Source organism: Cupriavidus sp. 291-E7 (assembly GCF_057798835.1).
Window position 1 is genome coordinate 317,064 of record NZ_JBYOJV010000008.1, and the last position, 13,120, is coordinate 330,183.

Sequence of the window (13,120 nt, forward strand, 5' to 3'; positions counted from 1 at the left end):
AAGATCGCCGGGTATCCGGTCGAAAATCTCTCAGGGGCATCCCATGCAAGGTTTCAAGAAGGGCGCCAAACCGCCCAAGGCGCAGAACTATGCTGGCGGCGGCGAGGTCCGGGGGCCAGGCACGGGCACGTCCGATGATATAGAGGCCACGGTCCCGAACGGCAGCTATGTCATGCCCGCCGATTCCGCCGAGCAGATCGGCAGCGACAAGCTGGCCGCGATGGGTAAGGGTGCCCCGGTCGACGTGAACCTCAGCAATGGGGAGAACGTGCTGCCGCCCGAGCAGGTGCATGCAATCGGCGTCCAAGCGCTCGATGCAATGAAGGGCGCCACCCATGTGCCGGCAGGGGCGGCGGGCCTGGGCTTCGCCGCCCAGCCTCAGACGGGCGGCAAGCCTGAACTGTTCTTCGCCGACGGCGGCGTGGTTGATGACCCGAAGAAGCTGCGAGGTCTCACGGGCGTGCCCGCCGCTCCGGCAGTCAATCCGACTGTCGCCGATGCGCTGTCGCGGCCGGTGACCACATACCCGGCAGATCCTCGCGCCTCGACGGCCACGCCAGCCGTGCCGACCGCGCCAGCCCCCGCGCGCGCCGCGGCGCCGACGGGTGCATCCACGGCAGCGCCTGCACCGGCGCCGGCGGCCTCGCAATCGTCCTTCGGCTTCGTGCCGCAGATGCGGACGGAAGGATCCGGCTGGCGCACGGACTCGGTGCTACGGGGTACCGGCGATGACGTGGCCAGCCAGTGGGGCAACGGCGAATATGCCCGTGGCCTTGGCACGCTGGTTCGCGGCACGGCCGCGGTAGTGCCGGCGGCGCTCGCTGATGCCAGCGAGGACCTGTACAACGTGGCCGGCCGGCCGCTGATGAACTTCGGCAGTGGGCTGCTCGGCCTTGACCAGCAGGCCGCTGCCACACCGACACCCACGCCGCCGTCAGCCAGCCCATCCCCTGCGGCGGCGCGCACTGGAGCGGCCGGGCAGACGCCTGCGCCAGCCGGAGCCGCGCCAAGCACGCCGACGCCTGCCCCGGCGCCCGCACAAGCGGGCAATGGCTTCTCCTCGACTGGCGTTGCCGGTGTTGTGGGCAAGCGCGAGGCGAACGGCACGTACTCGTTCACGAACGACGCAAACACCGTCGCAGGCGCAGCAGGCGGCAACCTGGGGTTCAAAGGCGCCGGCGGGACCGTCAGCACGGTTCCTGCCATGACCGCGAGCTCGCCCAGCACCGGCGCTGGCTTCGCCCCGGAAGGTTTCCCCGCTTACTTCGAGGCAGGCCGCAATGACGACGCGCGCGCCAGGGCGCTGGCCGCCGCGTCGACTCCCTACCGTGGCTCCCCGAATGGCCAGCTCACCGCGAGCCAACTGCGGGTGCTGGCCGGCCTGCAAGAGAACGACGACAGGACCGCACTCGCCCGCGAGCAGAACGCTTCCGGCATCGCGCGCGAGCAGATCCAGCAGCAGGGCGCCAACCAGCGCGCCGCGGTGCAGGAACTGGGCCAGAACGCCCGCTTCGCCGCCAGCAACGCCTTGGACCAGCAGCGCACCGCGTCCGACATCGACGCGCGCGGCTTCCAGACTCGCAACGCCCAGCGCATGGAGAAGCTGTACCAGCAGTACGACGTGGCAAAGCCGGAAGAGCGCAGCGCCATTGCCGAGCAGATCCGTGTGCTGACCGGCAAGGAAGCGCCGAATCGCTTCACGGTCGTGCCTGGTGGCCAGGAATACGACCCTCAGGCCATGTCGGTGGTTACCCGCCCGTCGCGCGTGCTCAACAACCAGACGGGCCAGTTCATGGATCAGTCGACTGCAGCGGCGGCCCCGGGCGCTCCGCAGATCGGCAGCGTGCGCGGTGGCTACAAGTTCAAGGGCGGTAACCCCGCCGATCAGAAGAATTGGGAGAAGGTTTAATGTCCGATCAGAAGCCGTGGGAAGGCTTTGCGCAACAGCCGGCCGCTAGCGCCGCTCCGAAGGCAGCGCCGAAGCCTTGGGAGGAATTCGGCGGCACCACTCAGCCCGAAGGAAAAAAGGGCGTGCTGGGCCATGCGCGCGACTTCGGGTTGTCCGTTGCTCAGGGTGTCGTAGGTGTTCCCGAAGCGGCCGTCGGCCTTGCTGACATCGCCACCGGCGGCCAGGTCGGCAAGTTCCTGGAGAACCAAGACGGCGCCATCGGCTTCCGGCCCAAGCAGACGCGGGAGTTCCTTGACTCGCTGATGACGGACGCGTCCAAGCAACAGCAGCAGGAATTCCAGGATGCCGACGGCGTGATCGACAAAACCAAGGTCGCGCTCTCGAATCCGTCGCTCATCACCAACGCCGTTGGGCAATCTCTGCCGCTGATGGGGGCGGGCGGCGCGGCTGGCCGTGCCGTGGGCATGATTCCGCGAATTAGCGGCGCGGTTGCGGGTGCCGTGGGCGAAGGCATCGCCGGCGCAGGTTCGGCGGCAGAACAGATTCGCCAAGAGACCGACGACGGTCTGCTGACGGGCAAGCAAGCCGGGCTGGCCGCAGCATCCGGCGCGGGCACTGCGCTGTTCGGCGCCGTTGCCGGCAAGGCCGCCCAGCGTCTGGGCATCGGCGACATCGATACCCTGCTGGCCACCGGCGGCCCGTCCGCCGTGGCGGCGACCGCGCGAACGGCTTCCAAGAGTCTGCCGCGCAAGGCGCTGGAAGGCGCGATTTCCGAGGGTTTCCTGGAAGAACTGCCGCAGTCGCTGTCCGAGCAGGTGCTGCAAAACCTGGCACTGGACAAGCCGTGGACCGAAGGCCTCAGCGATCAGGCGGTGATGGGCGTACTGTCCGGCGGCCTGATGGGCGGCATCGCCGGCCCGATCCATGGCAGTGCTCCCGCTGCGACGGCGGCGCCCACCCTGGCCCCCGCGCAGAACGAGCAGCAGCGCCCCGCTGCGTTGCTGCCCCCGCCTGTCTACGACGTCGGCGCCGACGGTGTGGTGCGGACCACTGAGGACCGGAACACGGCACTGGATCGGGCTCGCCGCGGCGAGTTCACCGACGTGACGCCGACGCCGGCGGAACCGACGATCGCCGAACAGCCGCCGCTGCAACTGCCGGCGCCGGTCTACCAGGCAGGTGCCGATGGCGTCGTGCGTACGACCGGCGATCTCAACAATGCCACTGAGGCCGCAGCACAGGCCAGAGCAGATCGCCTGGACCGCATTCGCCGCGGCGACATTCTCGACGTGACGCCGATCGAGGGCGCGCCAAGCCCGTCCGAGCAAATGGGCCTTAACCCGGCGGTCGGCCCGATGTCCGCCGCGGCCGCGCTCGCCGTCGACAACGGGGCAAGCCAGCACATGGCGCAGCAGACCGCGCTGCAACAGGCGGCGGACGTCGCCCAGCAGCAGGACAAGGGCACGAAGGGCAACAAGATCGACCCGGAAACGGGGGAGATCACCGGGGCCCAAGGCAGCCTGCTGGCCAACGATCCGGCCACCGAGTTGCAGGGCCGCCTGCACTTCATCCAGCAAACGGCGCGCGTCAACGGCTGGGACATGCGCCTGGTCGCCGAGCGCGACCGCTTGCAGGCTGAACTGGCAAAGCTCCAGCCTCAGCAGGAGGCGCGGGCCCAGCCGCCGGCTGCCGTGCAACAGACGCCGATCACCACGCAGGAAAGTACCCGGGAGGCTTCGGCCGCGCCTGCGGCAAACATCAACGTAACGCCAAGCGCGCCGAATCTGGAGGCAGCAAATGCGGGCCAACCCCAGCAGCAACCGCAAGCAGCGCCGCAACCTGAAGCTGCTACGGCGCAACCGCAATCAGCACCTGCCGCGGCCCCGCCCGCCGTTGCTTCAGCGGCCGAATCGAAGCCGGCCAATCTGAAAGAGGGCATCGCCAAGATTCGTCAAGCCAAGGCAGCGCAGCAGAACGCAGGCCAGGCTGCCGTGCCGCGGCAGGGTCTGGTCGGCGACAAGCTCGCTTCGGGCGAGACGGTGCTGACAACTTCGGGCCGGCAGACCACGCCATTCCCGAAGGTGAACACGGGTACGAATCGCCAGGCGTCTGGGACCGTCAAAGCTGCCGACCAGTGGCTGATGCAGAATGCCCTGGACGAAGCGCGATCGCGTGGCGACGACTTCAATGCGCGCCAGTTCGAGGCAAACCTGGCGAAGCCGCAGCAGGCGGATAAGGACTCTGCTGAGGAATACCTGTTTGGTGCCCAGCCAGCCGTTCAACCCAAAGCGATCAAGCCGCTGGTGCCGCATAGCCCAGTGTCGGCGCAGATCGAGGCCGCTGCGCACGAGGCCGCAACCAGCCCGCAGAACGACCGGCCGGAGCCGACCGACGCGCAGAAAGAAGCGGGCAACTACGCCAAGGGTCATGTCCGCGTCCAGGGCCTGGACATCACGGTGGAGAACCCGCGCGGTTCCGATCGCACCGGCAAGCGTCCTGACGGCACCGAGTGGCGCCATACCATGAGCGACCACTACGGCTACATCAAGCGCACCGAAGGGGCGGACGGCGAGCAGGTCGACGCCTATATCGGGCCCAATCCCGAATCGCGTCATGTGTACGTTGTGGACCAACTGGACCAGCAGTCCGGTGGCTTCGATGAACACAAGGTGATGCTTGGCTTCGATCAAGAAGCCGACGCCGCTGCGGCGTACCGCTCCAACTTCGATGCCGGCTGGAAGGTCGGCCCCGTCCGTGCCATGAGCATGGACGAGTTCAAGTCGTGGCTGAAGGACGGCGACACCCGGGCGCCGGCGACCGATGCTGCGGCCGACACTCCGGACAAGGCGCAGGAGAACAGGGGTACCCAGAAGGCTAAGCCGGCCCGGGGCGTGCTGGCAAAGAAGGCCAAGGACGATGCCCCGGCGCGCGCGAAGACCCGGGCGCTGGAGCAGCCTACTTCTGCACCATCACCGGGTGCAGCATCCGCGAGCGGCGAGGCCGTCCAGTTCTCGTTTGCCGGTCGCCGTGCCCGAGGCGCTGACCTACATGCTCTGGTGTCAGCGCAGCAGCGGCTGGCAGCGGGCGAGGATGGGGAAGTGGTGCGCCGGGAGACGGGCTGGCACTTGGGCGCTGACGGGAAATGGCGCTTCGAAATCAGCGACCACCTGGCCAGCATTGCTGTGCCGGGCGGAACGGCACGGTCTGTCGTTGATGCGGCACGAGGCAACGCGATCAACGCCGGGCGAAGCGGCCCGGTGATTTCCGACGTGCTCGTGCACCCGCGCTTGTTTGCGGCATACCCTCGGCTGGCGCGCATTCCCATCGCCATGATGCCGGCCAACGCGACGGCCGATGCGCGTATTCGACATCTGGCTGCTGGCCCAGTGGTCGAAGTCCAGCCGGGCATGCAGCGCGACATGCTTGCGTCCGCGATCCTTCACGAGTTGCAGCACGAGATCCAGCATGCCGAAGGCTTCGCCAAGGGTGGCTCGGTCGACCGGTTCACCAGCGACTTCGACAAGACAGGCGCCGTGACGTACCGGCGCTTGGCTGGCGAGGTGGAGGCCCGCAACACGCAAGCGCGCATGCGCATGACGCCACGCCAGCGTCTCGAAATCTCGCCCGAAGAGTCGGCGGATATTCGCGCAAGCCGTGTGCTCGTGACGTTCAACGGCCGCGACATTGTCGATGGCGAACTGCCGCAGAACATCACCGGCTTGCCGCTGATGGATACGCAGAAATTGATGCGCGCATTCGATTTGCAGTATCCGCAGCTTGGCAAGGCGGTGCGCGTGATGTTGGAGCGCGGCCGGCGAGGCATGCGCGGCGGCGTCGTGATGATCGACAACAACGATCCGCTGCAGATCGCTCATGCCTACGCTACTAAGACGGGCACCGCACTGAACAGTGCTATCCAACTGTTCGAAGACGGCGGTCTGATCAACGGTTTCTACGATGCCAAGTCCGGCCTTACGTTTCTGGTTGGGCCGAACCTCGACCCGATCACGGCACCGGCAGTCCTTCTGCACGAGATGACGCATGGCCAGCAGCGCCGGAAGTTGGACCAGCATGCAGCGGACATGCTGGCGAAGCGCGCCAGCGTGCGAGATCGTTCGTTGCGTGAATTTCTAGACCGCGCGGCCGACCGGATGGCCGCTGCCGGCGCCTCCGGGAATCAGCGCGAAGCGGCGGCCTATATCGTAGAGCAGGCTGTCATGGAGGGCCGTAGCCAGGGCTTTGCATTCGCCGATAGCCGATTCCTGGCGTGGGTCGACCAGACTATCGGCAAGCGCGTCGGCGATCTGCTGCGCAGCTTTCTGGCCACAGTCCGCCAATGGATGCTGCGCAATGGCGTCGGCCTGGGCCAAATCAGCGTGGACGATCTGGTGGGCTACGCCATGGCTGGCATGGATCGCGCAGCGCGTGGCGACGTACGCGGCACTGGAGTGGCGAAAAGCCAGAGCCAAAGCCAAGACGAGATCAGCAAGGCGCGAGTGTTGCAAGGCGAGCCTGTCGCCGTGCTCCGAGGAGACGAAGCGCCTAAGGGCTACGCCGCCATCCGGGAGTGGGCTACCAACCTGTTCAAGGATCAGGGCGGCGTTGCCAACAACCGGGACTTAGGCGAGGTGGTGCTGGATGGGCGCGCGGTGCGCGACTCGATGGCACACGGCGCTAGCGTCCACAAGTTCGCGGCGTTCGCCGCCGTCAAGGCCGTGCTGGAAGACGGCGTACTGGTCCACCGGGCGGCCTACAAGGGCGGGGAGAGTTTCTACGTGTCGGCGCCGGTAGTGATCGGCGGGAAGGACGACATTGTGACCGTCCTGGTGCGGCGCGAACCGACAATGCAGCGCATGTATCTGCATTCGGTGACGATGAAGGGGCATCTTCTGAGCCGTCGAGTGTCCGGGGCAGATGCCGTAGCGGCAGAGCAACGTACCGGCTCGTCCAGCCCAGAAGACATAGCCAGTGTACTACATGGCCAGCAAAGCACAACGGTGGGCGGTGATGAGAGTGGTCTTCCGAGGGCCAGGTATTCCAGGACTGACACCGCTAGCGGTGTTGAGCGATCCGGCAAGGTCACCTCAGAAGACGTTGCCAACGTACTACGCCGTCTTCTGACAATCAATCTCGCTGACGAAGGGGCCAACGATGGAGGGATTCAGTTCAGCCGCTCCGGGATGCGGGCAACGGCGGGCCGGGCCGTCCAGGAACTGAACAAGATCTTCACCGCACCGGGCAGCCTGTCTTGGTGGCACAAGACGATCGGCACGATGTACAACCTCGCGCAGCGTTCGCCCGCCTTCAGGCCGGTGTTCGAATCGGCGCAAGGCTTCATTGACGACGTTTCGCACTATGCAAACGACGCTGCCGACATGGCGCCAAAGCTGCTGCCCAAGCTGGACACGTGGCGCGATATCGCCAAGGCGCCGGTCAGTGTTGCGGATAACAAGGCCGTGGCCGCACCGATCTTCGAAGGAACCCTATTGTGGACGCGCGACGCGTCCGGCAAGCCGGCGCGTGTTGCCGACCTGGCCGAGGCCGCGGCGCGCCTGAGCACCGAGGACAAGGCCGCCAGCCTGCTGGAAAACGGCAAGATCCCTGAGGGGATGCTGCGTGCCTGGCGTGGCCATTCGGACGAACAGTTTGCGCGGTTGATCGACAGCCGTTTCGAATCGCAGTTGCTGAAGGCCGGCATCGTCTGGACTGACGCCGAACTGCGCAGCCAGTTCAAGCTGAGCGACGCGCAGGTGGAGCTGTACCACGAGTTCCGTGCCGCGACCGATCGCAGCCTTGACACCATGGCTCGTGCGGACATGCTGCGCTACGCCGGCGACGACGCGAAGGAGCTGCGCGACCGGGTAATGGATGCGCGCGACGTGCGGGCGGCCGCTACAATCCTTCGTGACCATCTGGCGGAGATGGCAGACGCCCGCCCAGACCGCGCAAAGCACCTGATGGAACTGGCGCACGGGGTGATGGACCGGGCCGAAAAGGTGACCCAACTGCAGGCGGAGGGGTATGCCCCACTGTCCCGATTCGGCAAGTACACCGTCGACGTGGTCGATCAGGCCGGCGAGCGTCAGTTCTTTGGCCTGTTCGAGACGCGGCGCGAGGCGAACCAGATGGCTGAGTGGATGCGCGGCGCTTTCGCAGATGCTGCGGTCAACCAGGGCACGCTGTCGGAAGAGAGCTACAAGCTGTTCGCCGGCATCACGCCGGAGACGCTGGAGCTTTTCGGGAACGCGCTCGGGTTCGATTCGCAGGGCGACAGCGAGCGAGATCAGGCCTTCCAGGAATACCTGCGCCTGACGAAGACCAATCGCAGCGCCATGCGCCGGCTGATCCACCGCAAGGGGATTGCTGGCTACAGCGAGGACGTGGGGCGCGTGCTGGCTTCTTTCATCTACAGCAACGGCCGCCAGACAGCGGCAGGCCTGCATATGGGCGACCTGTCGGAAGCCGTCGATGCCATCCCGAAGGAGCAGGGCGAGCTGAAGGACGCCGCTGTCAGGCTGGCCGACTACATCAAGAATCCGCAGGAGGAAGCGCAAGCCGTCCGCGGCCTGCTGTTTGCCCAGTACCTTGGCGGATCCGTGGCATCGGCGCTGGTCAATATGACCCAGCCGGCCGCGGTTACCTTCCCGTGGCTCAGCCAGTTCGGCGGCGCGCGCAAGGCGGCGACCGAGCTTGGACGGGCGGCCCGGCAGATGGCCACGAAGGGCTTCCAGTACGAGGCTGACCTGGCGCGTGCCCTGCACGATGCCGAAGAAGATGGCACGGTCAGCCCTCAGGAAGTCCACCAACTCATGGCTCAGGCGCGCGGCAGCGGCTCGCTGCGCGCCGGTGACGGCACGCGTCTGGGCGATGCTCGCGCAGTGGGCTCCAACTCTCTGTCGCGCCTGTCTGTCGCGTGGGGCAAGCTGTTCGGCGCCGCCGAACAGGTGAACCGCCGTGTGACGTTCATTGCAGCGTACCGCATGGCCAAGGCACGTGACATGGCTGATCCTGCTGCGTTCGCGCGCCGCGCCGTCACGGAAACGCAGTTTGTCTATTCGAAGGCCTCCAAGATGCAGTGGGGCCGCGGCGCAGTCGGCGGCACACTGCTGACGTTCAAGACCTATTCCATTGCATACCTGGAACTGATGAGCCGCCTGTGGACTCAGGGCGAAGCCGGGTCGCAGGAGCGGAAGGACGGCCGCAAGGCGGCGCTGCTGATGCTGGCCACGCTGATGCTGCTCGGTGGCGCCGGCGGGCTGCCTTTCGCGGAAGATGCCGACGACGTGATCGACGCCATGGCGCAGATCGCCGGCTACAACTTCTCTGCGAAGAAGGCCAAGCAGGAATTCCTGGAAAGCGTGTTTGGCCGCGATATCGCGTCGTTCATCGACAAGGGCATCACGGGCCTGCCGGGCATGCCGCTGGACGTGTCCGGCCGCCTTGGCATGGGGAACCTGATCCCCGGCACCGGCCTGCTGCGGGAGAGTAACGACCACACCCGTGATGTGTTGGAGATCGTTGGCCCGGCCGGCGACTTCGCCAGTCGCATCGTGTCCGGCGCGCGCAAGGTGGCGGGCGGCGATATCGGCGCGGGATTGCTCGACGCTGCGCCGACTGCCGTGCGTAATCTGGCCAAGAGCGCAGACATGGCGGCAACCGGGATGTACCGTGACACGAAGGGTTACAAGGTGCTGGACACCAACGCCCTCGAAGCGGCGCTGAAGGCCATCGGTTTCCAGCCGTCCAGCGTGGCCACCATCCAGGAAGCCAACGGCCTGAACCAGCAGGCCAAGGCGTTCTACAACCTGCGGGCGCAGGAGATCCGGGCTCTGTGGGCTCAGGGCATTTTCGAGAAAGACCCGGCGAAGGTGCAGGAAGCCCGCGACGCAGTTGCGGATTGGAACGCGAAGAATCCGGATCAGCAGATGGTCGTGCGCATGCCCGACGTTCTCCGCCGCGTGCGTGAAATGGCGAAGCCGAAGGACCAGCGCATCGCCGATACGGCACCGAAGGCGATGCGTCAGCAGATGCGGGAGGATGTTGCGAGGGCGCGAGCCGATCTGTAGCACCACCCCTGTAAGTCTTGGTTGTCGATAGCAGATGGCCAAGACTTCGGTTCCATCGATGGGGGTGCAAAAGTCCCCTTAATTTGGACGGGACGGGGAGCTATGTCGGACAGAGCTGATCTTGCGATTGAGGTGGTTGGCGCCTCGATGGCCAACAAGACAACCGTGGCCGGGGCCCTTACGGGCGCTGTGGGTTGGCTGGCACAAATCAACTGGGTGGGCCTGGTCGGCGTGCTGGTCGCAGTGCTTGGTCTGGCCGCCAACATCTACTTTCAGATCCGCCGCGATCGACGGGAAGCCGCGGAGAGTGCGGCGCGGATCGCGGCAATCAAGGGGCAATGCGATGTCGGACAGCATCCGTAAGCGCATTGCCGTCGTGGCGATGTCCGTCAGCCTCGCCGGCATCGGCGCTTGGATGAATTCCGAAGGCTTCGCCGACAAGCCCATGATCCCTACCAAGGCCGATGTGCCGACGATCGGTTTCGGCTCCACCCGCTACGAGGATGGGCGGGCCGTCAAGCTGACCGATCCGCCGATCACCCGACAGCGCGCCGAGCAGCTTGCGCGGAACCTAATGTCGAAGGACGAGCGGCAGTTTCGTGCCTCGCTGGACGGCGTGGAACTGTTCCAGGACGAATACGACCTGTATCTGAATTTCGTCGGCCAGTTCGGCATAGGCAACTGGCGGAAGCCAAAGTCACCGCGCGCTTGGCTACTGGAGGGCGACTACGCTGGTGCATGCCAAGCGTTGCTGAACTGGCGCTATGCGGCGGGCTATGACTGCAGCACGCTGATGAACGGAAAGCCGAATACGCGTTGCTACGGGGTGTGGACTCGCCAGCTTGAGCGCAATCACAAATGCATGGAGGCTCAATGAACGCAAGATTCTGCCTGTTCGCATTGGTCGCCATGCTGCTCTGCTATGGCGGCGGTCGGTGGCAGCAGTCGGCCGCCGATGCGGCCACTTACGAAGCAGAGCGAGCGAAAGCAACGCTGTCGGCCGCTGTCGATCAGATGAAGGCCACCAATCGCATCCGCGATGAGGAGCAACGCCGCACAGCGGCACAAACGGAGATTGCCAATGCTGCGAAAGAGAACGCGGACACAGCACGAGCTAATGCCCGCGCTGCTGGCGACGCTGCTGACCGGTTGCGGAAGCGTGTCGACCAGCTACTTGCCGCCGCCCGAACCACCAAAGATCCCGGAATTGCAGTCGGTGGCCAGGGTCAGCCGGGTGGAGACCCCCTCGATGTGCTCGTCGACGTGCTCGGCCGGTCTGACACAACTTCGGGAATCCTGGCTGACTACGCCGACCAGCTCAAAGTAGCTGGTTTGGCGTGCGAGCGCAGCTATGACGCGCTGACGTCCTTGACCCAACCATAAAAAAGAGCCGCGCGGTGACTTGTAGCGCGGCGAAAGGGGGTAACCATCGGTGCTAGTGAGCGTAGCCGCGCATACGGCGCTCGCGGACCTTGCCGTCCTGGCCATAGATGATCAAGTCCGTCCGAGTCAGCTTTGCCATTTCCGTGGCGGCGTACATAGCGGCTTCTTCGGTTTCGTAGGGCGTACGCAGCCCAGTACCTTCAATTGCGATGGCCCATCCGCCCTGATGGGGAACAACATGAATATCACCTGACATGGCAGCCTCCGTTAAAGGCAGAAGGATTGATGGCTGTCATGTCGCTTCGCTTTGCGCAAAATCTAGTGGGGCGTTCATCTTGCCCTCAAGCTCATAGATCATGAGTAGGGCGCCTAATTCCATCGCTCTATGAACAGCTGCAGCGATGGCCGCGGTGCGGGACGGGTATGGAACGCGCTCGTACTCGGACTCAACATTCCACAGACCGTCTGCCTGTAGCACCTTTACAACTGCTGTCATCCACACACCTCCAGTGGCATCGATACCTTAGTTCTATGCGTGGGCGAGAAAATATGATGTAGGACGATTTCCGAATCGGGCGCGCGGTTGGGAATGTGATCTCAATTTGCGGATGCGGCGAGGCTCATGACCCAACAGGGCTGCGAAGCCCCGTAATCGCAACACTTCACCTGCAACTGACGTAATATAAATTCTGCAAAAGTGCGTCCTTTTTGCTCCCTCATTTGTTTCCCAAGGGGCAGACATGCGTCTAGCGGCTTTTATCGTGCGTGATATGAAGCACATTTTGGCGGAGTGGGAGGCCTTCGTGGCCGCCCAGTTGCCTGCTGCACGGAAGCTGGATTCCCTCGCCCTGCGCGACCACGCGCCGCAAATCCTGCAATCCATCGCAAAGGACCTGACGACCCCGCAAACGCGAGACGCGCAACACGAAAAGTCATGGGGGCAAGCCCCCCAAGTGCCCGGTGCGCCGGAGACTGCAGCACAAGTACATGCGGTCATCCGGGCGCGCGGTGGCTTCAATATCAACCAGTTGGTTGCCGAGTATCGGGCGCTACGCGCCAGCGTGCTACGTTTGTGGATAGACGATTTTGAGTTGGTTGCTGCGGATCTGGACGACATGATGCGCTTCAACGAAGCTATCGACCAAGCAGTCGCCGAATCGGTGGAGTCTTTCAATTCGGAGGTCGAGCAGTCTCGCAATCTGTTGCTCGGAATGCTCGGGCACGATATGCGCAGCCCCCTGCAGACCATCCAGACGACCGCCTCATACCTGGTGGCGCTGAACGCCGGGGAGAAGGTGTCGGAGGCTGCGGCCCGGCTGATTCGAAGCGGTGCCAGCATGAGTTCCCTTCTGGATGACCTTTGCGATTTCAACCGAACGAAACTCGGCTTGGGTATCAACATCGCTCCCAATGACGTCGACCTGGCCAAGGTGGTCGGCGATACAGTGGACCAGTTGCGGGCAGTTCATTCGGACCGACGTATCGATGTGGAGGTGAAGGGCAATGTGCAGGGTTTTTGGGATGGCTCGCGCCTGCAGCAACTGATCTCCAATCTTGTGCTCAATGCGTTAAGGTACGGCGCGCCGGAGCATCCCGTCCGCGTTATTGTCACAGGCCATGACGGGGACGTTCGCCTTGAGGTCATGAATAGTGGCCCAGGCATTGATCAACTGACGCTGGAGCGGATATTTGACCCGCTGAGCAGAGGTCCTGATCAGGAAGACAAGAACGCGGACGGGCTCGGGCTCGGCCTTTATATCGC

Annotated in this window: 7 protein-coding genes; 6 read left to right on the forward strand and 1 reads right to left on the reverse strand. The window is 64.7% G+C overall.

Annotated elements, in window-relative coordinates:
* Positions 1–43 precede the first annotated feature (43 nt).
* From AC3FLX_RS16775 to AC3FLX_RS16795, 5 genes are all read left to right on the forward strand, one after another.
* Complete coding sequence (locus AC3FLX_RS16775) at positions 44–1,909, forward strand: hypothetical protein (RefSeq protein WP_488698344.1); 1,866 nt, start codon at positions 44–46, stop codon at positions 1,907–1,909.
* A complete protein-coding gene (locus tag AC3FLX_RS16780; RefSeq protein WP_488698346.1) occupies positions 1,909–9,975 on the forward strand; it encodes a PLxRFG domain-containing protein in 8,067 nt (2,688 codons plus the stop codon). The genes AC3FLX_RS16775 and AC3FLX_RS16780 overlap by 1 nt, the downstream gene beginning before the upstream one ends.
* Before the next feature lie 102 nt (positions 9,976–10,077).
* Positions 10,078–10,338, forward strand: a complete 261-nt coding sequence (locus AC3FLX_RS16785; protein WP_488698348.1) for a holin — start codon at positions 10,078–10,080, stop codon at positions 10,336–10,338.
* Positions 10,319–10,852: a glycoside hydrolase family protein gene (locus AC3FLX_RS16790; RefSeq protein ID WP_488698350.1), complete on the forward strand. Its 534-nt coding sequence runs from the start codon at positions 10,319–10,321 to the stop codon at positions 10,850–10,852. The genes AC3FLX_RS16785 and AC3FLX_RS16790 overlap by 20 nt, the downstream gene beginning before the upstream one ends.
* Positions 10,849–11,358, forward strand: a complete 510-nt coding sequence (locus AC3FLX_RS16795) for a DUF2514 family protein (RefSeq protein WP_488698352.1) — start codon at positions 10,849–10,851, stop codon at positions 11,356–11,358. The genes AC3FLX_RS16790 and AC3FLX_RS16795 overlap by 4 nt, the downstream gene beginning before the upstream one ends.
* A gap of 52 nt (positions 11,359–11,410) precedes the next feature.
* On the opposite strand, the gene AC3FLX_RS16800 is transcribed toward AC3FLX_RS16795, so the two are convergent.
* Positions 11,411–11,614: a DUF2188 domain-containing protein gene (locus AC3FLX_RS16800; RefSeq protein WP_488698354.1), complete on the reverse strand. Its 204-nt coding sequence runs from the start codon at positions 11,612–11,614 to the stop codon at positions 11,411–11,413.
* A 484-nt stretch (positions 11,615–12,098) separates the two neighbouring features.
* On the opposite strand from AC3FLX_RS16800, the gene AC3FLX_RS16805 reads away from it, so the two are divergent.
* The coding region (locus AC3FLX_RS16805) for a sensor histidine kinase (RefSeq protein WP_488698356.1) at positions 12,099–13,120 on the forward strand (1,022 nt) is incomplete at its 3' end.

Excerpts from the sequence above, each read along its gene's own strand:
- AC3FLX_RS16775 (WP_488698344.1), top strand. The coding sequence starts at position 44 with ATGCAAGGTTTCAAGAAGGGCGCCAAACCGCCCAAGGCGCAGAACTAT.
- AC3FLX_RS16790 (WP_488698350.1), top strand. The coding sequence starts at position 10,319 with ATGTCGGACAGCATCCGTAAGCGCATTGCCGTCGTGGCGATGTCCGTC.
- AC3FLX_RS16785 (WP_488698348.1), top strand. The coding sequence starts at position 10,078 with ATGTCGGACAGAGCTGATCTTGCGATTGAGGTGGTTGGCGCCTCGATG.
- AC3FLX_RS16800 (WP_488698354.1), bottom strand. The coding sequence starts at position 11,614 with ATGTCAGGTGATATTCATGTTGTTCCCCATCAGGGCGGATGGGCCATC.
- AC3FLX_RS16795 (WP_488698352.1), top strand. The coding sequence starts at position 10,849 with ATGAACGCAAGATTCTGCCTGTTCGCATTGGTCGCCATGCTGCTCTGC.
- AC3FLX_RS16780 (WP_488698346.1), top strand. The coding sequence starts at position 1,909 with ATGTCCGATCAGAAGCCGTGGGAAGGCTTTGCGCAACAGCCGGCCGCT.